The organism is Pseudomonas sp. B34(2017) (assembly GCF_002112915.1).
GTDB classification, from domain to species: domain Bacteria; phylum Pseudomonadota; class Gammaproteobacteria; order Pseudomonadales; family Pseudomonadaceae; genus Aquipseudomonas; species Aquipseudomonas pharyngis.
The window spans coordinates 12,697-33,251 of the sequence record NZ_NEJA01000009.1 but is presented as its reverse complement, the minus strand read 5'-3'; the positions used below and the strand labels follow the sequence as shown (position 1 = coordinate 33,251).

Genomic DNA, 20,555 nt, shown 5'->3' with positions numbered 1-20,555 from the left:
GTCGGTGCGTTCAACGCAATTGCGTCTGTGCATGGATGTACGTTTGTATAGTTGACGATCGAGATCCGGCAGCCCAGTCTGCCGGTTCTCTTTTTTTGTCGCGGGGGTGATCGATGGCTTTCTTCGAAGTTGACGGACAGGCGCTTCACTACATTGATCAAGGCACGGGCCCGGCGGTGCTGCTGGCTGGCAGCTACCTGTGGGACCAGGCCATGTGGGCCCCGCAGATTGCTGCACTGTCGGCGAACTACCGGGTGATTGCCCTGGATCTGTGGGGCCATGGTGAATCCGGTCGTTTGCCGCAAGGCACCGCTTCGCTGGACGACATCGCCCGTCAGGCACAGGCGTTGCTCGATCATCTGGACATCGACCGGGTGACCCTGGTCGGGCTGTCGGTTGGCGGCATGTGGGGTGTGCGCCTGGCACTGTCGGCGCCGCAGCGGCTCAACGGTCTGGTGCTGATGGACACTTACGTCGGCGTCGAGCCGGAGCCGACCCGTCAGTACTATTTCTCGCTGTTCAAACAGATCGAGGAAAGCGGCGGGATCTCCGAGCAACTGCTGGATATCGTGGTGCCGATCTTCTTCCGCCCGGGCATCGATCGGGCGTCGGCGCTGTATCAGGATTTCCGCGCAAAACTCGCCGGCTATTCCGCCGAACGCCTGCGCGACAGCATCGTGCCGATGGGGCGCATCACCTTTGGCCGTGACGATCTGTTGCCGCGTCTGGGCGAGCTGAATGCGGCGACCACGCTGGTGGTCTGTGGCGATCAGGACAAACCACGTCCGCCGTCGGAAGCACGGGAAATGGCTGAGCTGATTGGCTGTCCGTGTGTGCTGGTGCCGGAGGCGGGGCATATCTCCAATCTGGAGAATCCGTCGTTCGTGACCGACACGCTGCTGAAGTTTCTGACTGAGCTGAAGTAACGAAAACGCCCACGCATTGCGTGGGCGTTTTTTATTTCGGGCCGAGAATCTTCGCCAGCTTGTCCGGCGTCGGTGCACCTTGCTGCTGTTGCAGCTCGCTTTTGTCGTCCATGTAGAAGATCGCCGGGGTGGCCTGCAAGTCCAGGTCTTCCATCAACTGCATGTTCGCCGCGAGTCTGGTCTGCACGGCGACCGGAATGTCCTTCAAGGCCTTGAGGGTGCTGGCCTTGCCGGCCTTCTCGTGATCTTCCAGGGCTTTGCTCGGATCCTTGGCGGCGAGCAGGGCGGCGGCTTTGGCCGGGCTGTCTTCGCGGATGATGCCGACCATGATGTGTCGCAGCTGCACCTTGCCGGCCTTGACCCATGGGCGGGCCTGTTCCCAGAACATGTTGCAGTACGGGCAGTTCGGGTCGCTGAACAGGTACACGGTGCGCGGGGCATCCTTGTCGCCGTCCTGAATCCAGTTGCTCGCTTCGAACTTGGCCCAGATTTCCTTGGCCATCGGCGCGTAGACCAGTTTTTGCAGTGGCGCGCTGCTCAAGTCGTTGCCGTCGGCGTCGTACAGGTTGCCCAGCAGCACGTGCTTGCCGTCCGGCGTCAGGTACAGCGCCATACCGCGGTTCTGGTATTGCGCGGCGTAACCGCGCAAGCCGTCCGGCGCGTCGAACTGGCCGACGATCCTGGCGCCCTTGGCTTCGATCTTCTTGATCGCTTCAGGCAGTTCTTCAGCAGCCTGGACCGACGGCAAGTGCAGCAGGGCGGCGCCCAGGGTCAGCGTCAGCAGGTGGCGGAGGCGGGGCATGGCAGTTTCCTTGAAGAAGAGGTGGCCGGATTCAGGCTGGATGCCGGGGTGTCGAAGCTTTCCAGAGCACGGGCCAGGCTGGCGTTGGACAATTCGCCCAAATGGCTGCCCAGCAGGCGACCGTCCGGGCTATAGAACAGCGTAGTCGGCAGGGCCATGGAGCCCACGGCCTGGCCGAGGCGTCCGCTGCGGTCGAACAGCACGTTGTTCAGGCTCAAACCCTGGGTTTCGAGAAACGTGGCGACGCTTTGCATGCTTTCGGCCTGGTTGACGAACAGGAATGTCAGGTCCGGGCGTTGTTGCTGGGCGTTTTCCAGCACCGGCATTTCCCGGCGGCACGGCGGACACCAGGTGGCCCACAGATTGATCACCAGCGGCCCGCCCTGATAGTCGGTGAGTTTCACGGTTTCCCCGGCGGCGTTGCGCAGAGTGATGTCCGGCAGGCGCGTGCCTTGCTCGTAGATATTCAGCGACAGGGTCGCCAGCACCCAGAACGCCACACCGCTGACCACACCGAAACCCAGCGGTCGACGCAAACCCGGCCGGCGCCAGCCGCGATAGAGTGCCGCGAGCAACAGCACGATCACCCCCGGCCAGGCGAGAAAACCGCCGTCGCGCAGGTCGATGATCTGCCACAGATCGTTGCGATAGTGGCCCCAGTACACAGCGACAAACGCAATGCGCGCCGCCAGCATGCCGAGCAGAAACAGGCTGAACAGCGCCGACTCGGGGTTGTCACCGCCGCGCTTGGCCACCCGCCAGCCGACGAAGGTCGCCAGCGCCAGCGCGCTGATCAGCAGCAGGTGGTTGAGGGCGATGGCAAAGGTGCCGAGGGTGAAGGTCAGCATTAACGGGCGTCTCGGGTGGTGGTCCAGCGTTGCAGGAAAGTATCGGCATCGACCTCGCCGGTGATGCGCTGGCTGCGGCGCTCTTCACCGTCGGCGCCGATCCACACGAAACTCGGTGGCCCCGGCACTTTATAACGGCCGAGCAGTTCGCGGCTGGCGGCATTGTCGGCGGTGACGTCGAGCCGTAGCAAGCGCACATCGCTCAGGGCCTGCATCACCCGTGCCTGGCCGAACACCTGTTTCTCCATGATTTTGCACGACGTGCACCAGTCGGCGTAGTAATCGAGCAACACCCACTGGCCTTGCGCTTTGGCGGCGTCGAGCTCGCGCTGCAGGGCAGCGGGATCCTTGATCGTCGTGAAGGCTTCGTGGCCGCTGGGCGCCGCAGATCCGACGCGGCCGGCGCTGTACACCTGCAACGGCTGATACGGATCGTCACTGCCACCCGCCGCCCCGACCACCAGCAGACTGCCCCACAGGCCCAGCAACAGCGAACCGGCACCGAACAGTTGCGCCACGCGACCAAAGCCCTCGGACTGTTTCCAGGCACTGTAAGCGGCGATCAACAGCAGCGCGCCGCACAGACCCAGCCACAGCGACGGATCCAGCACCGGGCGCAGCATCAGCAGCGCGGTGGCAAGGAACAGGAAACCGAACACGCCCTTGAGCAGGTTCATCCACGCGCCGGGCTTGGGCAGGAAGCGATTGCCGACCGTCACCAGCAACAACAGCGGGACGCCGATGCCGATGCCCAGAGCAAACAGGATCAGACCGCCGTGCAGCGCGTTGCCACTTTGCGCGATGTAGAGCAGGGCGCCGGCCAGCGGCGCGGTCATGCACGGGCCGACCAGCAGACCGGACAGCGCGCCCAATACGCCGGCGCCGATCAGGCTGCCGCCGCGCTGGCTGCGCGAGGCGTGTTCCAGTCGATCTCGCAGGGCCACCGGCAATTGCAGTTCGAAGAAGCCGAACATCGGCAGCGCCAGAACCACAAACACTGCCGCGAACGTCCCGAGCAGCCACGGGTTCTGCAACCACGCCTGCAGGTTGGCACCCAGCAGCGCGGCAATGACGCCCATCGCCGCATACACCAAAGCCATGCAAACCACATAACTGCCGGCCAGCGCGAAACCGCGACGCGGCGTGGCGCCGCTGCCCACGACCATGCCCGCCAGAATCGGCAGCATCGGCAACGAGCACGGCGCAAACGCCAGCAGCAGACCGAGACCGAAGAACACCAGCAGACTCCAGCCCAGCGAATGCTGTTGCAGACCGCTGGCCAGTGCCTGATCCGGCGCCTCATCTGTCGTTGCTGCGGCTTTGCCGCCGAGGTCGATCACTCGGGTCTGCGGGGGATAGCAAAGACCCGCGTCGGCGCAGCCCTGATAGCTGACCTTTATCTGGCCCGTGGCGGCTGCGGGAATCTTCAGTTCCAGACCCTGACGATAAACCGGTTGCTCGCCGAAATACTCGTCGCTGTGGGACTCGCCTTCGGGCAGGGCCGGGACGCTTTCCGTCGCCAGCCCGTCGAATTTCAGACGCTTCTGATACAGGTAATAGCCATCGGCGATTTGCCAGAACAGCTGGGTCTCGCCGGAATCCAGACGCTCCGAGGTCAGCACGAACGCCTTGTCGACCGGCAAAAACTCCGGTTTTGACGCAAAAGGATCATTCCCTGCCTGGGCCAGACTCGAAATCAACAGTGCAAAAAACAGCAAAAAATGACGCATGGAGGAGCCTTGTCCCTGTGCAATTGAGGGGCACAATGGGCGGCGGCGATTAACCGATGATTAACCGCGACGCCCTTGTCGCGGTGGCGTTCGGGGCATAATGTCGGCTTAATCGGCCAGCGGCCTAATCAGCACTTTTCCACGGGACTCACCATGCACGTACTGGTTTGCGAAGACGATGAGTTGATCGCCAGCGGGATCGTCGCCGGGCTGACGGCGCAGGGCCTGACCGTCGAGTACGTCAACACCGCCTCCAAGGCACGGGCGATCCTCAAGGTTGCCGAATTCGACGTGATGGTGCTCGATCTCGGCCTGCCGGACGAAGATGGCCTCAAGTTGCTGCAACAACTGCGTCAGCAAGGCCTGGAGATTCCGGTGCTGATCCTGACGGCGCGTGATTCGGTCACCGACCGTGTCGACGGTCTGCAGTCCGGTGCCGACGACTACCTGCTCAAGCCATTCGACCTGCGCGAGTTGTTCGCCCGCCTGCAAACCCTGCTGCGCCGGGTGGCCGGACGCAGCGTCAATCTGATCGAACACGGCGCGCTGACTTACGATCCGAGCAGTCGCGAAACCACCCTGGCGGGGCGTCCGGTGGATCTGTCGCGGCGCGAGCAGTCGTTGTTGCAAGCCTTGCTGCACAACCGTGGCCGGGTGCTGTCCACCGAGCAGTTGAAGGACAGCGTCTATGGTTTCAACGATGAACTGGAGAGCAACGCGCTCAACGTGCACATCCATCACCTGCGCAGCAAGCTGGGCAAAGGCATCGTCGAAACCGTACGCGGTCTGGGCTATCGCCTGGGCCCGGCCGATGGCGGAGAACCCGACAAGTGATGAGCCTGCGCCTGCGCCTGAGCCTGACCCTCGGCGCCGCATTCGCGCTGATCTGGGCATTGGCGGCCGCCTGGATGCTCAGCGACCTGCGCAACCAGATGATGTTTTCCCTCGACCAGCGCCTGGTGGCGTCGGCGCGGATGGTCGCCGGGTTGCTGGAACAATTGCCGGCTGTCCCGAGCAAAGGCGAGGGCACTCATTTCAGCGCCGAGCAGTTGAACATTCCCGGCGGCATGGCCTGTCAGGTCAGCTCGCTGCGCGGGGAAATCCTCGCACGCAGCCACAACAACCCGGAACAGGCGCTGGAAGCCCAGAAAATGGGCTTCCACGATCAAATGATCGACGGTGCCCCATGGCGCAGCTTCACCCTGGCTCGGGGCGATGTGCGGATCACCACCGCCGACCGGGTGATCGAGCGTGAAGCCCTGAACATGTCGATTCTGCTGGCGGCCTCGGTGCCGGTCGGCGTGGCGTTGCTTGGCTGCCTGTGCCTGTTGTGGCTGGGGATCGGTCAGGGTCTGGCACCGTTGAATCGCTTGCGCGAAGCCTTGATGCGCCGCAATGCCGACTCGCTGGAGCCGTTGCAGTTGCAGTCATTCCCCAGCGAACTGAAACCGCTGCTGGAAACCCAGAATCAGCTGTTCCACCGCATCGGCAAGACCATCGAGCGCGAGCGTCGCCTGACCGGCGATGCCGCCCACGAACTGCGCAGCCCGCTGACGGCGATCAAGACCCACCTGCAAGTGGCGCGCATGACCGATGGCAGCGCCCGCGATCAGTCTCTGGCCCGGGCCGAGGAGGGTGCCGACCGCCTGCATCGGACCCTTGAGCAGTTACTGTTGCTGGCGCGGGTCGAAGGCAGTCTGTCGTTCGACGACGGTGTGCAGTGCAGCGCCGAGCAGGTAGCGAAACTGGCGATCCAGGACTCGGCCGGCGACCAGCGCCAGCGGATAAGACTGCACCTGCCCGAGCGTTTGTCCGAAGCTCCACTGCAAATGCCGGCGGTGCTGTCGATCGCGGCCCTGCGCAATCTGCTGGACAATGCCCTGCGTCATACGCCGACGGACGGCGCGGTGGATCTGAGCCTGGAAACTACCGCCAATCGCGTGCGTTTCGTGGTGCGCGACCATGGGCCGGGGATTGCCCCGGACGATCTGCAACACCTGACCCAACGCTTCTGGCGCAACGGCCAGAGCACCGGCTGCGGACTGGGGCTGGCGATTGTCCAGGCGATCGTTCAGCGCTGCGCCTGCACCCTGCATTTCGACAGCCGTCCGGATGGTTTGCGGGTCGAGCTGACCATGCCGCTGCAACCGGTCTGACAGTTTGCCGGGCACATCAAATGTAACCTCTCTCCATTAGTCATCCGCCGGCCGCGACGGTATTGTCGCCCCAGCCTTTGACTCAATGGATTGAGGGAAACAGCGCCATGGAAGCACCCATCCACATCTGTCCCGCCACTCTTGCCGACGCCGGCGTCATCAGCCGGATTCTCGAACGCTCGATCCGCGTCGGTTGCGCGCTTGACCATCGCAACGATCCACAACTGGTCGATCGCTGGGTCCGCCGACAATCGGCGGAGCACATCAGCGCGTGGCTCGCCGATCCCCGTCATTATCTGAATATTGCGCTGTTGCAGGACAAACCGGTCGGCGTCGGCATGGCCGCGGCCAATGGCGAGATCACGTTCTGTCATGTGCAGCCGGAGTGGTTTCGTCGCGGTGCGGGTCGCGCATTGATGGGCGATCTCGAAGGCTGGTTGAGAATTCGTGGCCAGCCTCGCGTCAGGCTCGCCAGCACGCGAACCGGCGAGGCGTTCTATCGGCGTCTGGGTTATCGCGAAGCGGCGTCTCCCTTTGCACATCACGGCATTTTGGCCCTGCCGATGCACAAGGCGCTGGCATTGTCGGCCTGACATTCGATCAAGGGTGTAAATCCTCGACACGCTGGTGCGTTTCCAGAACAGGAAAACCTGCATGTGCGCCCCGCGACCGGAACGCGCACCTGCCCGGTGTGCAGTTTTGGTCACTATCCATAGCGTATTGAGGGGTCGAAAGATGTCAGTCGCCACCAGCCTTATCGAAGAGCCGTCGGCCCGGATCGCCTCCGCGTCGGCTGAAACGCTGTATCAGTTCAATGAGTCGCCGTTGCTGGCCCGTCAGAGCCAGCAGGAATCCAATGCTCGCAGCTACCCGCGCCGGATTCCCCTGGCGCTCAAGCGCGCCAAAGGCCTGTACGTCGAAGACGTCGAGGGCCGCAGCTTCATCGATTGCCTGGCCGGCGCCGGCACCCTCGCGCTGGGGCATAACCATCCGGTAGTGATCGAGGCCATTCAGCAGGTACTGGCCGATGAGTTGCCACTGCACACCCTGGATCTGACCACGCCGGTGAAAGACCAGTTCGTGCAGGACCTGTTCGGCCTGCTGCCTCCGGCATTGGCCAAGGAAGCGAAAATCCAGTTCTGCGGCCCGACCGGCACCGACGCCGTGGAAGCCGCGCTGAAACTGGTGCGCACCGCCACCGGGCGCAGCACCGTGCTGTCGTTCTCCGGCGGTTACCACGGCATGAGCCAGGGCGCCTTGAGCCTGATGGGCAGCCTGGGGCCGAAAAAACCGTTGGGCGCATTGCTCAGCAACGGCGTGCAATTCATGCCGTTCCCTTACGACTACCGTTGCCCGTTCGGCCTCGGTGGCGCGGCCGGTGTGAAAGCCAACCTGAGCTACCTGGAAAACCTGCTCAATGATCCAGAGGCTGGCGTGCAATTGCCGGCAGCGGTGATCGTCGAAGCGGTGCAGGGCGAGGGCGGCGTGATCCCGGCGGACATCGAGTGGCTGCGTGGTTTGCGCCGCATCACCGAAAAGGCCGGTGTTGCACTGATCGTCGACGAAATCCAGAGCGGTTTCGCCCGCACCGGCAAGATGTTTGCCTTCGAACACGCCGGCATCACGCCGGATGTGGTGGTGCTGTCCAAGGCCATTGGCGGCAGCCTGCCGCTGGCCGTGGTGGTTTATCGCGACTGGCTCGACACCTGGCAACCGGGCGCTCACGCCGGTACGTTCCGTGGCAACCAGATGGCGATGGCCGCCGGCTCCGCGGTGATGCGTTACCTGGTCGAGCACAAGGTCTGCGAACACGTTGCCGCCATGGGCGAACGCCTGAGCGAACACCTGCGCATTTTGCAGCGCGATTTCCCGCAACTGGGCGACATTCGTGGTCGTGGCCTGATGCTCGGTGTCGAACTGGTCGATCCGAACGGCGCACCGGATGCGCTGGGGCATCCACCGACCTTCGCACGTCTGGCGCCGCTGGTTCAGCGCGAATGTCTCAAGCGTGGGCTGATTCTGGAGCTGGGCGGGCGGCATGGTGCGGTGGTGCGATTCCTGCCGCCGCTGGTGATCACCGCCGCGGAAATCGACCGCGTCGCCGAGATCTTCGGCCGTGCGTTGAGCGCCGCGACCGCCGGCCTGTAAATTTTTCGCCGCGTCGAACGTTCTTTCTACATACCCGGCTGCACCGTCGTGCAGCCCACCCTTACAGCGATGGAGACACAGCATGACGTCAGTATTCGACCGCGAGGACATCCTCTTTCAAGTCGTGGTCAACCACGAAGAGCAGTACTCGATCTGGCCGGACTACAAGGCCGTGCCGCAAGGCTGGCGCACCGTTGGCAAGAGCGGCCTGAAGAAGGAATGTCTGGCCTACATCGAAGAAGTCTGGACCGACATGCGTCCTCTGAGCCTGCGCCAGAAGATGGAAGCGCAAGCGGCTGCCCAGTAAGGCGCCGGACAAAAAGAAACCCGCTGGACTGGAATCAGTCAGCGGGTTTTTTCATGTCCGGCATTCGATCGTTCCCACGCTCTGCGTGGGAATGCAGGCCGGGACGCTCCGCGTCCCTTCCGAAGCGGACGCGGAGCGTCCAATGAGGCATTCCCACGCAGAGCGTGGGAACGATCACTGAACCTCAGGCGCCGCTCAAGCCCTTGAGCAGCACATCCACATTGCCTTCCAGCTCTGCCACCGGATCCGCTGCATCGGTGCTGAGCACCAGCAGTTGACTGCCCGATTCGGCAATCGCCGCTTTCACCGCATCCGAAGGCTGGCGATGGTGCAGCACCACTGCTACGTCGTTGTCTTTCAAAGTCGCGGTCAGTTTTTTCAGCTCCTCCGGCGTCCATTCTGCATCCGGTCGAGCGTCCTGTCCGATCAACTCCAGATTGAGGCTGCCGATCAGGTAACCGAAGTGATCGCTCAGGCTCATCACGCTCAGGTTGTCGGCACGGGCCAGACGCGCTTCGCTGTCGGCACTGAGTTTCAGCAGACGCTGTTTCAGCGCCGCCAGATTGGCCTCGATCTTCGGTTTGTCCTTCGGTGCCAGGCGCACCAGATCCGCCGCCATCACGTCAGCCATACGCCCCATGTTGTTGCTCGCCAGCCACGGCTGACTGTTCAGGCCGTCGACCTTGAGCCCCGGTTGCACGGCAATGCCGGGCAGGGCGCCGTCCACCGGGCGGGCAGCATCGACTTCGACGATGCGGATGTTGCTGCGGCGGGCGATCGGATACAGCGGGTCATCGGCCCACAGCGAGCGCACGCCGATCACGGCATCGGCGCCAGTGGCCAGTTTGCTCAGCGCCGGGGCGCCGCGACCGGTGAAGTAGGCGGTCTGGCGGCTGCCTGGCAGGTTGGCCGGTGCTGCGCGTTCGAGGCTGATGTCGGTGCCTTTGATCAGGACTTCGCCCAGACCATAAGTGATCGGCAGCGAGGCCAGCACCCGCAATGGTTTCTCGGAAGCCAGCAGAGGGCTCGAAACCACGCCGCTTAGGGCGATGGCCAGAGCAAGTTGTCGTAATGAAAAAGCCATTTATCCAAGGTTCCCTTTCAGACTGGGGACGACGCCCCGGGCAATTGCGGCGAGGGCGAAGGCGATACCGGCGACCAGAATGATCGCGGCGCCGGACGGAATCGGCAGGTCGAACACGATCGGCGCAAGAATCCCGCACAGCGTGCTGACCGTGGCGATCAGCACCGAACACCAGAAAAAGCCCTTGAGCGACTGGCTGAGCAAACGAGCCGCCGCCGCCGGAATCACCAGCAGCGCACCGACCAGAATCGCGCCGATGACTTTCACGGCGGCAACGGTGATCAGCGTCACCAGAATCACGAACAGGTAATCCAGGGTTTTCACCGCGACACCGCGCACCGCCGCCAGTTGCGGGTTGAAGCTGGCCAGCATGATCCGGTTGTACAGCGGTAGGGCCAGCGCCATGACCAGTGAACCGACAATCGCCAGCACCAGCAGGTCGTTACCGTTGACCGTCAGCACCGAGCCGAACAGCACGTTTTCCAGAATGTGCACGTTGATCTTGCCTGCCAGAATCAGCAGCAGGCTGGCACCCAGAGCGAGAGACACCGACAGGAATACGCCAATCAATGTGTCCGGGGCCAGCCCGGTACGGTTGCGCAGGTAATTGAGCAAAATCCCGAACAACAGGCAGTAGCCGAACAGGCTGCCGTAAGGCCCGGTGTAGGGTTCGCCGAGCAGAATGCCGATGGCCACCCCGGTCAGTGCCGCGTGGCCGACCGCCTCGGAGAAAAACGCGAAGCGCTTGACCACCACCAGCGTGCCGAGGCCACCCAGTACCGGGCCGATCAGCAGACCGGCGAGCAAGGCATTGACCACAAATCCATAGGCCAGGGCTTCCGGCAGGTAACCGGATGAGGCCCAGCCTTGCACCGTCAAACGAAAGGCTTCGTAACTCATCAGGCAGCGCTCCGTGGATGGGTCGAGAACAGGGTCAGCAGGCGCTCCGGAGTCAGGGCCTGTTGCGGCGTGGCGTCGAACAGCACCCGGCGGTTGAGGCCGGTGACGCGATTGGCCAGACGCCCGACCGCTTCTAGATCGTGCTCGATCCACAGCACGGTGATGCCCGCCGCACGCCAGTCACCGAGCAAACGTTCGAACACCTGGATCCCGGCTTCGTCGAGGGCCGACATCGGTTCATCCAGCACCAGCAATTGCGGCGCCGGAATCAGGCCTTGGGCAAGCAGTACCCGCTGGCGTTCGCCACCGGACAGCGCACCCATCCGGCGCTTGCGCTTGTCCTGCATGCCGACCCGCTCCAGCGCATCACCGATGGCGCCGGCGTAGCGTTTGCTCAGGCCGAGAAAGGCCGGGCGCCGCTGACACATGGCAGCCATGAAGTCGTCGACGGTCATCGGCAGGCCCCGATCGAATTCCAGCGCCTGCGGCACGTAACCGATGGTGCCGGGCTCGCCGGGCCATTGCAGACTGAGCCGGCCCTGATGGGGCATCTGCCCGAGCAGGGTCTTGATCAGCGAACTCTTGCCGCCGCCGTTGGGGCCGACCAGCGCATGCACGCTGCCGGGCTGCACCTGGAAGGAGACTTTGTCCAGAATCGTCGTGCGCCCAAGAGTCAGGCTGACGTCGGCGAAATCCAGGGTCGGGCCGTTAAGGGTGATTGAGAGGTTTTCCTGAGCCGTCATGCGCCGGACTCCTGAATCGCCCGCACTACGGTGTTGAGGTTGCCGGTCATTTCCTTTTCGTACTTGTCGGCGGTGTACTCGCCATAGGAAATGTGCGACAGCGGGTACAGCTTCACACCGGATTCACGCTGGATGGTTTCGACGTAGGTGGACGGGAAATCCATCTCGGAGAAGATCACTTTCACGTCCAGCTCGCGCAGTTGGTCGATGGTTTTCTTCAACTGGCTCGGGCTTGGCTCGATGCCGTGGGCCGGCTCGACCACCGCGGTGACTTCCAGGCCGAATTCACGCAGCAGGTAGTCATAAGCGGCGTGCACCGTGGCCACTCGCAGTTCGGCGTTCGGCGCCTGGGTCAGCTTGGCCAGGGCGTCGGCGCGCATCTGCCGCAGGCGTTTGCCGTAGGCGCGGGCGTTCTGGGTGTAAGCCTTGGCATTGTCCGGGTCGAGCTTGCCCAGCTCACGGGCGATGTTGTTGACCTGGGCAATCGAGGCGCTGATCGAAAGGAAGGTGTGCGGGTTCACCACTTTGCCGGCACCGCGCGCGGCAACCCCGGTGGCGGCCAGCAACGGCACGTTTTCGTTGGCTTCGATGGTCTTGATGTTCGGCGTTTCGCTGGCGGCGATCATGCGATCGGCGAAGTCGTCATGGCCAACGCCGTTGAGCACGATCACATCCAGCCCGCTGATGCGCTTGATGTCTTCGGCGCGCGGCTCGTAGGCGTGCGGGTTGAAGCCGGCGGGAATCAGCGGCACGACCTCGGCCTTGTCGCCGACGATGTTCGCCACATAGCTGTAATACGGATGCAGGGTGATGCCGATGCGCAGGCGCTTGGCATGATCGGCGCTGGCCAGCGGGCTCAGCAGGCAGGCGCACAGACCGATCAGCAGCAGGCGCAGGAAAGGACGGCGTTGAGATGAACTAGGCATGGGCAAGCGGTCTTCTCTCGGTAAAGGCGAGGGTTCAATGGCGATGTTCGCGGGTCACCCCGGCATCGAATTGCGCGACGATCTGTTTCCATCCGGCAGCGGTCAGCGCTGCGTCTGACAGGTCTTTCGGCGCTTGCAGGTCGGTGGCGCGGTTGAGCCAGATGTCCGGCGCGGCGTCGTTCAGGCGCATCAGAAACGAACCGGCCACGGCTGGTGCCTGGCTGTGGCCGAAGTAGGCGCGGTCCGCCAGCAACTGCCAGGCGTGACCGCCTCGACTGACCGAGCTGGCGTCCTGGGCGAACGGTGCAAAACCTTCATCGGCCAGGTTCTGCGGGCTTGGCAGCGTTTGCTGTTCTTCACGCAGCAGGCGGATCTCGTCGAGGGTCACGCGCAGATCCGCATAGATGCCCTGCTCGCTGGCGCCAAGGTCGCGACGGGCGTCCAGTTGATGGCTTGAAACCGGCTCCGGTTCGCGGGAAACGCCGCGCCATGTCACTACCGAGCCGGCAACCGCGATAATCAGCAGGCACATCAGCAGCACATTGAGGGTTTCGTGCCCGGCACCGGCCGGGCGGACAACCTGGGTGGTCGGCGTGGTCATGGGGCTTCGATATCCGCTTGGTCGATTTCGACCACGTGGCCAGGGCCGGCGTCGAACAGCACGTAGAACTCGGCGCCGGGTTTCTTGAAGGTCAGGGTCGAGTCGGCGCCGAGCTTGCCCGGCACCAGGATGGTTTCGTCGTAGCCGATCACATCGAGGGTCACCCCCGGCGCGCCGCTGCCGTCGGAGAAACCGCCGGTGCACTTGATCTGCTCGGCATCGATGGCCTTGCACTCGCACATCGGGTTATGGGCCAGGACGCCGGCGCTGAAACCGGCAGTCAGCACCAGCAAGGTATTGCTCAGGAGCAAGCGGAAGGGGCGTTGGGCATGACTCATGGTTTGGCTCCTTGTTTGTTCAGCCAGGCGAGGGTGGCAGGCGAGGCCTGGCTCAGCGGAATCGAGGCTTGGTGCATGCTGCCGTCCCAGCCTTCCATGGTGATCCACAGTTCGGCGTCGGCAGCGGTCTTTTCCGGAACCGGCAACTGGGTACCCATGCGGTACGGCGTGCCGAAGAAAATCACCCCGGCCGCGCGCAGGCTGCGAGGTTTGCCGATGCGCAGGTACGTCGCCTTGACGTGCTCGACACAGGCGTCGCAGAGGGCGGCGCTGAAATCTTTCATGTAGCCGGCCGGGCCGGTCAGGGTCGGTGCCTGATTACGCAGTTCGGCCAGTCGCAGGCTCCAGGGACCGACCTGGATTTCGCCGATCTCCCGTTCACCCAGTCCGCTGTCACCGCGAAACAGCGAAGCATCGGCGAAGTATTTGGGCATGAAGCCGAGCGGGATCAGCAATAACAGGACATTGAGGTGGAAACGCCATTTGTGCCAGAACCGGTTCAGGCGCGACGTTGGTGTTATTCCAATGTGGCTCACGGACGCACCTCCGAAGGTTCATGTCGGGACGTCGATCGTGACGCGACCTTGCGGTTTCTCTTGTCTTCGCGCTTGAGTGCGTTGAGCGTGGCCAGGGCGGTGCGCTTGGTCCAGATCAGCAGGCCGCTGAGAACCATCATGCTCAGCAGCAGGCCGAAGAAGAACCAGATCAGCTTGATCCAGATTCCGCCGAAATCGCCGGTGTGCAGCGGACGCATCGATTCGGTGACGAACTCCAGGGCGGAGCGGTCGGACAGCAGGCGCGAGGCGGCAATGTCACCGTTGTAAGGATTGAGCGTGGCGGTCTGGAACATCAGCGGATACCAGCCACGACCACCGACACTCATGTGGCTGTAGGCGTTGCCGGGCAGGCTGACGAAACTGGCTTCCAGCCCCGGGATCTTTTGTTGAGCGATCTCGATGGCCGAGTCGAGACTGATCCGCGGTGGAGGTGTGCCGTCGGCGGAGATCGGCACACTCTCCCGGGACATCGCCGGGATGACCGGCTCGCTGGAAATGGAAATCTGGAAATCGAACAGCAGGGCGCGGATCAGGAACCACACGCCGGTAATGGAAATCACCGCGATGAACCAGATCGACCAGATGCCGCTGAGGCGGTGAAAGTCGCCCCAGAAAATCCGCGCACCGTGACGAATGCGCAGGGTCGGGCGGAAAAAGCCTTTCCAGAAGCGCTTGTACACCACCAGCCCGGTCACCAGCGAAGCGAGCATTGGCAGGCCGAGGAACGACACCAGGTACCAGCCCCAGCTGAAACCGTTGGTGAACGGCACCAGCCACCAGCCATGCAGTGCGCGGGTGAACGCCTTGAAGTTGAAGGTTGGCGCGGGGCCCTGGATGACGCCGGTGTACGGGTTGACGTAGACCGTCAGCGAACGCCCGTCGGGGTAGCTGACCTCGACGTCGAGGGCAAAGTGCGATTCGTCCGGACGACTGATGCTTTGCACCACTGTCTGCGGTTCGGCCTTCTTGATCGCGGCCAGGACCTGATCATAGCTGAGCAATGGTGCGTCGTCCGAAGGGGCGCTGGCGCGCATCTGCGGGTTGGCCAGCCAGACGATTTCCTGGCTGACCACCGCCAGGGTGCCGGTGACGCAGACGATCAGAACGAAAAACCAGATCGGCAACGCCAGCCAGCTGTGTACCAGGAACCACAGTTTCGAGCGGGATTTCTTCGACATGATGACGGGTCTTGATTCAGTGAGAGGGAGCGGTACTACGGGCTTCGCAGCACGGGAGTCCCCTGAAAGGCCGGTCGTGGCTTTTGCCTACGCGACCGGCCCGCATCTCTATAAGACGGATGACCGAAGCAAATCCCGATAAACGATATGAAAGTAAATGTTTCGCGATTGCATGTTGCTGTCGCGTGGGCAGATTTCTGCGGGGGAGGCGAAGCAGTCCGACGGCACATGCCGTCGGATTGAAGGAGGGGAATCAGCGGAGAAAGTCGAGCGCTTCGGTGAGCAACAGTTCAGGGACTTCTTCGGCGAGGTAATGCCCGGCCGGCAAAGCCTTGCCCCGTACGTCGGTGGCAACCTGTTGCCATTCCTTGAGTGGATCGAAGCAGCGACCGACAGTGCCCTCGGCGCCCCACAGCACCAGCAAAGGCAGGTTCAGGTGACGACCGGCCGCGAGATCGGCGCGATCATGTTCCAGGTCGATGCCGGCACTGGCGCGGTAGTCCTCGCAGATCCCCCGAGCACTGCCGGGACGTTCCAGGCAACGCCGGTATTCGCTGAAGGCCTCGTCGGTAAAGGGCGCGAGCCCGGCGCTGCGACTGCCCATGACACTGCGCAAATAACCTTCGGGATCGGCTTCGATCAGGGTTTCCGGCAACGGCGCCGGGCGGATCAGGAAGAACCAGTGCCAGTAGGCGCGGGCAAAGGCTTCATTGGTCTGGCTGTACATCGCCAGCGTCGGCGCGATGTCGAGCAGAACCATGCGATGTACGACGGCGGGATGATCGAGCGCCAGGCGATGGGCGACCCGCGCGCCACGGTCATGGGCAAGGATCGAGAACTGCGTGAAGCCCAGCGCTTTCATCAATTCCACGCCGTCGCGGGCCATTTCGCGTTTGGAATAGTTGGTGTGCCGCTCATCGGCCGGCGGTCGGCTGCTGTCGCCATAACCGCGCAGGTCGGCGGCGATCACCGTGAAGTGCTCCGCCAGTTGTTCGGCGATCTTGTGCCAGATGACGTGGGTCTGCGGGTGCCCGTGCAACAGCAGCAGGCCCGGGCCGCTGCCTTTCAGGCGGTAGCTGATGTCCACACCGTTGACGTGGCGCTGATCTTTGACGAATCCGGCAAACATCGGGTGATCCTTTATTCAGGCGAGTGGCCTGCATCCTGAAATCGCCGGGCGTTCATGACAAGACGTGAAGCGTGGTTCGACGGTTCATGAATCGTGTTCGCCCATCCCCGCGCGCTGCGCGGGAATGGACACTCGGCGTTGCTAACCCTGCTGAAACATCTCCTTCGCCCGCTGCTCGATCTGCGCCTGGGTCAGATCCTCCTTGCGCGTGGCCAAGAACCACAGATGCCCGTACGGATCTTTCAACGTGCCGCTGCGGTCGCCGTAGAACTGATCCTTGACCTCGGACACCGAGGTGGCGCCGGCCTCCAGTGCGCGTTGGAAGGATTTGTCGACATCGGTCACGTACAGATGCAGGCCGACCGACACTGCGTTGTCCGGATTGCTCAACGGCCCTTGATCGCACGGCGAGCCGAGCATGATCGCGCTGTCACCGATGCGCAGTTCGGCGTGGCCGATGCCGCCGTCGGGCATGCTCAGGCGCATGACTTCGGTGGCACCGAATGCTTTCTTATAGAAATCGATGGCTTCGGCAGCTTTGTGAATGCCGAGGTACGGGGTAATGCTGTGGTACCCCTCGGGAATGGGTTTGACGCTCATGGCGGTACTCCCTGTTATTTGTTGCCTGGTTTTTATTAGAGGTTGAAGGTGTGCCTTCGCCGGGGTTGCCGGTCGCTCAACTATAGATCCGTGCCGCCGCCATGGCCGAGTAGCCGACGAGCAGCCACCGCAGTGTTCAGCCATCGACAGTGAAGCAGCAGAATGCGCGGGTTTTCATCGTCAGATACCCTGAAAGTCCGCTGTAACCCGCGAAAAACAAGGCCTGTCAGTCAGGCACAGAAGCTGCAATGACCCGGTACAACACCGATACCGAGAGTCATCCATGTCTGAATCTGCCGTTTATCCGATCAACACGCCAGCCGCCCACCGGATCGCCGACGACGCCGAAGCCTTGCGCGTGGCCGCGCAGGTCGCCGCCGTCTTGCAGGAACATGCCGCCGAGCGTGACCGCAGCCGCGAAGTGCCCGCCGAGATCGTCGACCTGTATTCCAACAGTGGCCTGTGGGGCATCACCGTGCCGAAGGAGTACGGTGGCGCGCAGGTGTCCCTTGCGGTGCTGGCGCAGGTGATCGCGATCATTTCCGCCGCCGATCCGTCCCTCGGGCAGATTCCGCAAAACCATTACTGCCTGCTCGAAGACATCCGCCTGCAAGGCACTCCGGCCCAGCAGGCGCATTTCTTTGAGCTGGCGCTGCAAGGTCATCGCTTCGCCAATGCGCTGTCGGAAACCGGCGGCAAGAACGTGCAGGACATTCAGGCGACCCTCCGCCGTTATGGCGACGGCTTCGTGATCAACGGCCGCAAGGGCTACTGCACCGGTTCGCTCTACGCCCACTGGCTGGCGGTGCTGGCGCTGGATGAAGAGCAGAAGGGCCAGTTGGCCTTCGTCGAGCGCGGTACGAAAGGGCTGGTGATCGTCGACGACTGGGACAGCATCGGTCAGCGCACTACTTCCAGCGGCACGGTGCTGGCGGAAAATCTGCAAGTGGCGCCCTTCAATCTGTTTCCGACGTACCGTTCCTACGAGAGCCCGACCCTGGCCGGGCCGTTCGCCCAGTTGACCACCGCCGCCATCGACGCCGGCATTGCCCGGGCGGCGCTGCGCGACACCGTGGAATTCGTCCGCCAGTTTGCGCGGCCATGGATCGATGCAGGTGTGGACAAGGCCAGCGAAGATCCGCTGACCATCATTCAGATCGGCGCGCTGGAAATCCGTCTGGAAGCCGCCGAAGCCTTGCTTGAACGCGCCGGCTGGGCGCTCGACGCCGCACGTCCGGCGCCTGATGAAGACAACGTCGCGCTGGCCTCGCTGGCCGTGGCCAAGGCCAAAGTGCTGACCACCGAAATCGCCATCGAGGCCAGCAACAAGCTGTTCGAACTCGGCGGTACCCGCTCGACCCTGAAAAAGCACAACTTCGACCGCCACTGGCGCAATGCTCGGGTCCACACCCTGCATGACCCGGTGCGCTGGAAATACCACGTGGTCGGCAACTGGCTGCTCAACGGCGTCAAACCACCGCGCCACGACTGGTCCTGACCATGGCCGAGTGGTTCAAACACATTTACTGGGCCGACATCGCCCAGGCCTGTCTCGACACCCTGAGCATGCTCGGCGCGGCGTTGCTGTTCACGGTGTTGCTGGGCCTGCCGCTGGGGCTGCTGCTGTTTCTCACCGGCAAGCGCCAGTTGCATGAAACCGTCGGCCTGTACCGGGTGCTGTCGGTGATCGTGAACATGCTGCGTTCGCTGCCATTCATCATTTTGCTGATCGTGCTGATTCCGCTGACCACGTTGTTGGTGGGGACGTCACTGGGCGTGCCCGGAACCATTCCGCCGCTAGTCGTCGGTTGCACACCGTTCTTCGCGCGGCTGGTGGAAACCGCACTGCGCGAAGTCGATCGCGGGGTGGTCGAGGCGACTCAGGCCATGGGCGCCAACACCTGGCAGATCATCCGCCACACCCTGTTGCCGGAAGCCCGCGGCGGGTTGCTGGCGGCGGTGACGGTCACCGCCATCGTGCTGGTGGACTACACGGCGATGGCCGGCGTGATCGGTGGCGGCGGGCTCGGCGATCTGGCGATCCGCTACGGCTATCAGCGTTTTCAGACCGACGTGATGGTGGTCACCGTGGTGTTGCTGCTGATTCTGGTGCAGGCCCTGCAAATGACCGGCGACCGCCTGGTGGCGCACTACAGCCGACGCTGACAAAACAGTTTCAACCCATAAAAGGCCCCACGTTCACCCCACGACGGCCACTCAAGTCTGCCTTGGAGCACAGCATGAAAAAGACCCTGGCCGTACTGGCTGCCGTTCTGTCGTTCGGCGCCCATGCCAACGAAAAACTGATCGTCGGCGCCACCCCGGTGCCGCATGCGGAAATCCTCGAGTTCGTCAAACCGACCCTGGCCAAGGAAGGCGTGGATCTGGACATCAAGGTCTTCACCGACTTCATCCAGCCCAACCAGCAACTGGCGCTGAAAAACCTTGACGCCAACTACTACCAGTACCGGCCGTTTCTCGATGATTTCAACAAGACTCGCCACACCGATCTGGTGCCGGTGGTCGGTGTGCACATCGAACCGTTCGGCGCCTACTCGACCAAAATCAAGAACATCTCGGAGCTGAAGGACGGCGCCAGTGTGTCGATCCCCAATGACCCGGTGAACACCGGTCGCGCCCTGGTGCTGTTGCACGAGGCCGGGCTGATCAAACTCAAGGATCCGAGCAACACCCTGGCCACCCAGCGCGATATCGTCGAAAACCCCAAGCACCTGAAAATCCGTGAACTGGAGGGCGCATTGCTCGCTCGTTCAGTGAGTCAGGTGGATCTGGCATTCGTGTTCGCCAACTACGCGCTGGAAGCCGGGATCGACACCAACAGCGCACTGATCGTCGAGAAGGGCAAGAGCCTGTACATCGAGTTTCTGGTCGCACGGCCTGACAACATCAACGACCCGGGCCTGCAGAAACTGGCCAAGGCGTTGAATTCCGATGAAGTGCGTCAGTTCATTCTGACTCGCTACAAAGGGCAGATTGCGCCGGGTTTCTGATCGATCAATCCGAGGGTTCCTCTGGGAACCCTCACTTGGGAACATCGAGGAAATGTGCTCCCGGCCCTTGCTCGCCCAACACATCGCCCTGATTGCGCAGCGGGCAGGCTTCCATCGACAGGCATCCGCAACCGATGCAACCGGTCAGCCGGTCCCGCAGCAGCATCAGCTGATTGATCCGTTCGTCCAGCTCACGCCGCCACTGCTCCGACAACACTTTCCAGTCCGCCGCCGTTGGTGCGCGGTTGTCCGGTAGCTGTTTCAACGCCTCGCCGATTTCTGCCAGTGGAATGCCCAGGCGTTGCGCCACCTTGATCAGCGCCACCCGCCGCAGTACTTCCCGTGGATAACGCCGCTGGTTGCCGGCATTGCGCTGGCTCTTGATCAACCCTTTGGATTCATAAAAGTGCAGGGCGGTGACCGCCACACCGCTGCGGGCCGCAACTTCGCCGACGGTCAGTTGCTTGTGCAGATTTTTCGCAGTGATCATTTGAAAAATGCCCCTTGACCTCTAGTTAACTCGAGGTTTTACCCTGCAGGCCTTCGAATCGCAAGATTCGCCTGACCGAGT

The 20,555-nt window shown here is 62.8% G+C and carries 23 protein-coding genes; 9 read left to right on the top strand and 14 right to left on the bottom strand.

Going from position 1 to position 20,555, the window contains the following annotated elements:
• The first annotated feature begins 113 nt into the window (after positions 1 to 113).
• Positions 114 to 926 (top strand): alpha/beta fold hydrolase, encoded by an 813-nt coding sequence (locus CAF80_RS25855; protein ID WP_074687936.1) that lies wholly within the window; start codon positions 114 to 116, stop codon positions 924 to 926.
• Between the two features lie 31 nt (positions 927 to 957).
• Here CAF80_RS25855 and dsbG read toward each other — a convergent pair whose 3' ends face one another.
• Genes dsbG through dsbD form a run of 3 tightly spaced genes read right to left on the bottom strand, consistent with a single transcriptional unit; the run spans position 958 to position 4,306 of the window.
• Complete coding sequence (dsbG, locus tag CAF80_RS25850; RefSeq protein ID WP_074687934.1) at positions 958 to 1,728, bottom strand: thiol:disulfide interchange protein DsbG; 771 nt, start codon at positions 1,726 to 1,728, stop codon at positions 958 to 960.
• Entirely contained in the window at positions 1,704 to 2,576 is an 873-nt protein-coding gene (locus CAF80_RS25845; protein ID WP_074687932.1) for a TlpA disulfide reductase family protein, read from the bottom strand. The genes dsbG and CAF80_RS25845 overlap by 25 nt, the downstream gene beginning before the upstream one ends.
• The gene (gene dsbD, locus CAF80_RS25840) at positions 2,576 to 4,306 is read right to left on the bottom strand and encodes a protein-disulfide reductase DsbD (protein ID WP_085668146.1); all 1,731 of its coding nucleotides are present in this window, start codon (positions 4,304 to 4,306) and stop codon (positions 2,576 to 2,578) included. The genes CAF80_RS25845 and dsbD overlap by 1 nt, the downstream gene beginning before the upstream one ends.
• A gap of 153 nt (positions 4,307 to 4,459) precedes the next feature.
• Between dsbD and CAF80_RS25835 the strand changes: the two genes are divergently transcribed.
• From CAF80_RS25835 to CAF80_RS25815, 5 genes are all read left to right on the top strand, one after another.
• A complete protein-coding gene (locus CAF80_RS25835; RefSeq protein ID WP_085668147.1) occupies positions 4,460 to 5,140 on the top strand; it encodes a response regulator in 681 nt (226 codons plus the stop codon).
• Positions 5,140 to 6,462 carry an ATP-binding protein gene (locus tag CAF80_RS25830; RefSeq protein WP_085668148.1) on the top strand — a complete coding sequence of 441 codons (1,323 nt, stop codon included), beginning with the start codon at positions 5,140 to 5,142 and terminating at the stop codon, positions 6,460 to 6,462. Before CAF80_RS25835 ends, CAF80_RS25830 begins: the two co-directional genes overlap by 1 nt.
• 107 nt (positions 6,463 to 6,569) lie before the next feature.
• On the top strand, positions 6,570 to 7,055 hold the full coding sequence (locus tag CAF80_RS25825) for a GNAT family N-acetyltransferase (RefSeq protein WP_074687926.1): 486 nt from the start codon (positions 6,570 to 6,572) through the stop codon (positions 7,053 to 7,055).
• A 142-nt stretch (positions 7,056 to 7,197) separates the two neighbouring features.
• Entirely contained in the window at positions 7,198 to 8,610 is a 1,413-nt protein-coding gene (locus CAF80_RS25820; protein WP_074687924.1) for an aspartate aminotransferase family protein, read from the top strand.
• 82 nt (positions 8,611 to 8,692) lie between these two features.
• Positions 8,693 to 8,917, top strand: a complete 225-nt coding sequence (locus CAF80_RS25815) for an MbtH family protein (RefSeq protein WP_038364139.1) — start codon at positions 8,693 to 8,695, stop codon at positions 8,915 to 8,917.
• Between the two features lie 184 nt (positions 8,918 to 9,101).
• On the opposite strand, the gene CAF80_RS25810 is transcribed toward CAF80_RS25815, so the two are convergent.
• From CAF80_RS25810 to CAF80_RS25765, 10 genes are all read right to left on the bottom strand, one after another.
• Positions 9,102 to 10,001 (bottom strand): metal ABC transporter solute-binding protein, Zn/Mn family, encoded by a 900-nt coding sequence (locus CAF80_RS25810; RefSeq protein WP_039770373.1) that lies wholly within the window; start codon positions 9,999 to 10,001, stop codon positions 9,102 to 9,104.
• On the bottom strand, positions 10,002 to 10,901 hold the full coding sequence (locus CAF80_RS25805; protein ID WP_064598224.1) for a metal ABC transporter permease: 900 nt from the start codon (positions 10,899 to 10,901) through the stop codon (positions 10,002 to 10,004).
• A complete protein-coding gene (locus tag CAF80_RS25800; protein WP_074687922.1) occupies positions 10,901 to 11,644 on the bottom strand; it encodes a metal ABC transporter ATP-binding protein in 744 nt (247 codons plus the stop codon). The genes CAF80_RS25805 and CAF80_RS25800 overlap by 1 nt, the downstream gene beginning before the upstream one ends.
• On the bottom strand, positions 11,641 to 12,570 hold the full coding sequence (locus CAF80_RS25795; RefSeq protein WP_074687920.1) for a metal ABC transporter substrate-binding protein: 930 nt from the start codon (positions 12,568 to 12,570) through the stop codon (positions 11,641 to 11,643). The genes CAF80_RS25800 and CAF80_RS25795 overlap by 4 nt, the downstream gene beginning before the upstream one ends.
• Before the next feature lie 34 nt (positions 12,571 to 12,604).
• Positions 12,605 to 13,171 (bottom strand): DUF6162 family protein, encoded by a 567-nt coding sequence (locus tag CAF80_RS25790; RefSeq protein ID WP_074687918.1) that lies wholly within the window; start codon positions 13,169 to 13,171, stop codon positions 12,605 to 12,607.
• Positions 13,168 to 13,509 carry a hypothetical protein gene (locus tag CAF80_RS25785; protein WP_039770363.1) on the bottom strand — a complete coding sequence of 114 codons (342 nt, stop codon included), beginning with the start codon at positions 13,507 to 13,509 and terminating at the stop codon, positions 13,168 to 13,170. Before CAF80_RS25785 ends, CAF80_RS25790 begins: the two co-directional genes overlap by 4 nt.
• Positions 13,506 to 14,045: a thiamine pyrophosphate-binding protein gene (locus CAF80_RS25780; protein WP_085668149.1), complete on the bottom strand. Its 540-nt coding sequence runs from the start codon at positions 14,043 to 14,045 to the stop codon at positions 13,506 to 13,508. Before CAF80_RS25780 ends, CAF80_RS25785 begins: the two co-directional genes overlap by 4 nt.
• Positions 14,042 to 15,244, bottom strand: coding sequence for a PepSY domain-containing protein (locus CAF80_RS25775; protein WP_039770359.1), 1,203 nt, complete (start codon positions 15,242 to 15,244; stop codon positions 14,042 to 14,044). The genes CAF80_RS25780 and CAF80_RS25775 overlap by 4 nt, the downstream gene beginning before the upstream one ends.
• 253 nt (positions 15,245 to 15,497) lie before the next feature.
• Entirely contained in the window at positions 15,498 to 16,373 is an 876-nt protein-coding gene (locus CAF80_RS25770) for an alpha/beta fold hydrolase (RefSeq protein ID WP_085668150.1), read from the bottom strand.
• 141 nt (positions 16,374 to 16,514) lie between these two features.
• On the bottom strand, positions 16,515 to 16,973 hold the full coding sequence (locus tag CAF80_RS25765) for a VOC family protein (RefSeq protein WP_085668151.1): 459 nt from the start codon (positions 16,971 to 16,973) through the stop codon (positions 16,515 to 16,517).
• A 283-nt stretch (positions 16,974 to 17,256) separates the two neighbouring features.
• Here CAF80_RS25765 and CAF80_RS25760 point away from each other — a divergent pair, with 283 nt between their 5' ends.
• The 3 genes from CAF80_RS25760 (at position 17,257) to CAF80_RS25750 (ending at position 19,984) form a co-directional block, all read left to right on the top strand.
• Positions 17,257 to 18,471, top strand: coding sequence for an SfnB family sulfur acquisition oxidoreductase (locus tag CAF80_RS25760; protein ID WP_074687910.1), 1,215 nt, complete (start codon positions 17,257 to 17,259; stop codon positions 18,469 to 18,471).
• A 2-nt stretch (positions 18,472 to 18,473) separates the two neighbouring features.
• The gene (locus tag CAF80_RS25755; protein WP_007955819.1) at positions 18,474 to 19,139 is read left to right on the top strand and encodes a methionine ABC transporter permease; all 666 of its coding nucleotides are present in this window, start codon (positions 18,474 to 18,476) and stop codon (positions 19,137 to 19,139) included.
• A 74-nt stretch (positions 19,140 to 19,213) separates the two neighbouring features.
• Positions 19,214 to 19,984: a MetQ/NlpA family ABC transporter substrate-binding protein gene (locus CAF80_RS25750; RefSeq protein WP_039770347.1), complete on the top strand. Its 771-nt coding sequence runs from the start codon at positions 19,214 to 19,216 to the stop codon at positions 19,982 to 19,984.
• 31 nt (positions 19,985 to 20,015) lie between these two features.
• Here the strand turns inward: CAF80_RS25750 and soxR are convergent, their stop codons facing one another.
• Positions 20,016 to 20,474: a redox-sensitive transcriptional activator SoxR gene (gene soxR / locus CAF80_RS25745; RefSeq protein WP_039770345.1), complete on the bottom strand. Its 459-nt coding sequence runs from the start codon at positions 20,472 to 20,474 to the stop codon at positions 20,016 to 20,018.
• Positions 20,475 to 20,555 lie beyond the last annotated feature (81 nt).

What these genes read in the sequence shown, in the direction of transcription:
- CAF80_RS25855 (WP_074687936.1), top strand. Translation starts at nt 114, where the DNA reads ATGGCTTTCTTCGAAGTTGACGGACAGGCGCTTCACTACATTGATCAA.
- dsbG (WP_074687934.1), bottom strand. Translation starts at nt 1,728, where the DNA reads ATGCCCCGCCTCCGCCACCTGCTGACGCTGACCCTGGGCGCCGCCCTG.
- CAF80_RS25845 (WP_074687932.1), bottom strand. Translation starts at nt 2,576, where the DNA reads ATGCTGACCTTCACCCTCGGCACCTTTGCCATCGCCCTCAACCACCTG.
- dsbD (WP_085668146.1), bottom strand. Translation starts at nt 4,306, where the DNA reads ATGCGTCATTTTTTGCTGTTTTTTGCACTGTTGATTTCGAGTCTGGCC.
- CAF80_RS25835 (WP_085668147.1), top strand. Translation starts at nt 4,460, where the DNA reads ATGCACGTACTGGTTTGCGAAGACGATGAGTTGATCGCCAGCGGGATC.
- CAF80_RS25830 (WP_085668148.1), top strand. Translation starts at nt 5,140, where the DNA reads ATGAGCCTGCGCCTGCGCCTGAGCCTGACCCTCGGCGCCGCATTCGCG.
- CAF80_RS25825 (WP_074687926.1), top strand. Translation starts at nt 6,570, where the DNA reads ATGGAAGCACCCATCCACATCTGTCCCGCCACTCTTGCCGACGCCGGC.
- CAF80_RS25820 (WP_074687924.1), top strand. Translation starts at nt 7,198, where the DNA reads ATGTCAGTCGCCACCAGCCTTATCGAAGAGCCGTCGGCCCGGATCGCC.
- CAF80_RS25815 (WP_038364139.1), top strand. Translation starts at nt 8,693, where the DNA reads ATGACGTCAGTATTCGACCGCGAGGACATCCTCTTTCAAGTCGTGGTC.
- CAF80_RS25810 (WP_039770373.1), bottom strand. Translation starts at nt 10,001, where the DNA reads ATGGCTTTTTCATTACGACAACTTGCTCTGGCCATCGCCCTAAGCGGC.
- CAF80_RS25805 (WP_064598224.1), bottom strand. Translation starts at nt 10,901, where the DNA reads ATGAGTTACGAAGCCTTTCGTTTGACGGTGCAAGGCTGGGCCTCATCC.
- CAF80_RS25800 (WP_074687922.1), bottom strand. Translation starts at nt 11,644, where the DNA reads ATGACGGCTCAGGAAAACCTCTCAATCACCCTTAACGGCCCGACCCTG.
- CAF80_RS25795 (WP_074687920.1), bottom strand. Translation starts at nt 12,570, where the DNA reads ATGCCTAGTTCATCTCAACGCCGTCCTTTCCTGCGCCTGCTGCTGATC.
- CAF80_RS25790 (WP_074687918.1), bottom strand. Translation starts at nt 13,171, where the DNA reads ATGACCACGCCGACCACCCAGGTTGTCCGCCCGGCCGGTGCCGGGCAC.
- CAF80_RS25785 (WP_039770363.1), bottom strand. Translation starts at nt 13,509, where the DNA reads ATGAGTCATGCCCAACGCCCCTTCCGCTTGCTCCTGAGCAATACCTTG.
- CAF80_RS25775 (WP_039770359.1), bottom strand. Translation starts at nt 15,244, where the DNA reads ATGTCGAAGAAATCCCGCTCGAAACTGTGGTTCCTGGTACACAGCTGG.
- CAF80_RS25770 (WP_085668150.1), bottom strand. Translation starts at nt 16,373, where the DNA reads ATGTTTGCCGGATTCGTCAAAGATCAGCGCCACGTCAACGGTGTGGAC.
- CAF80_RS25765 (WP_085668151.1), bottom strand. Translation starts at nt 16,973, where the DNA reads ATGAGCGTCAAACCCATTCCCGAGGGGTACCACAGCATTACCCCGTAC.
- CAF80_RS25760 (WP_074687910.1), top strand. Translation starts at nt 17,257, where the DNA reads ATGTCTGAATCTGCCGTTTATCCGATCAACACGCCAGCCGCCCACCGG.
- CAF80_RS25755 (WP_007955819.1), top strand. Translation starts at nt 18,474, where the DNA reads ATGGCCGAGTGGTTCAAACACATTTACTGGGCCGACATCGCCCAGGCC.
- CAF80_RS25750 (WP_039770347.1), top strand. Translation starts at nt 19,214, where the DNA reads ATGAAAAAGACCCTGGCCGTACTGGCTGCCGTTCTGTCGTTCGGCGCC.
- soxR (WP_039770345.1), bottom strand. Translation starts at nt 20,474, where the DNA reads ATGATCACTGCGAAAAATCTGCACAAGCAACTGACCGTCGGCGAAGTT.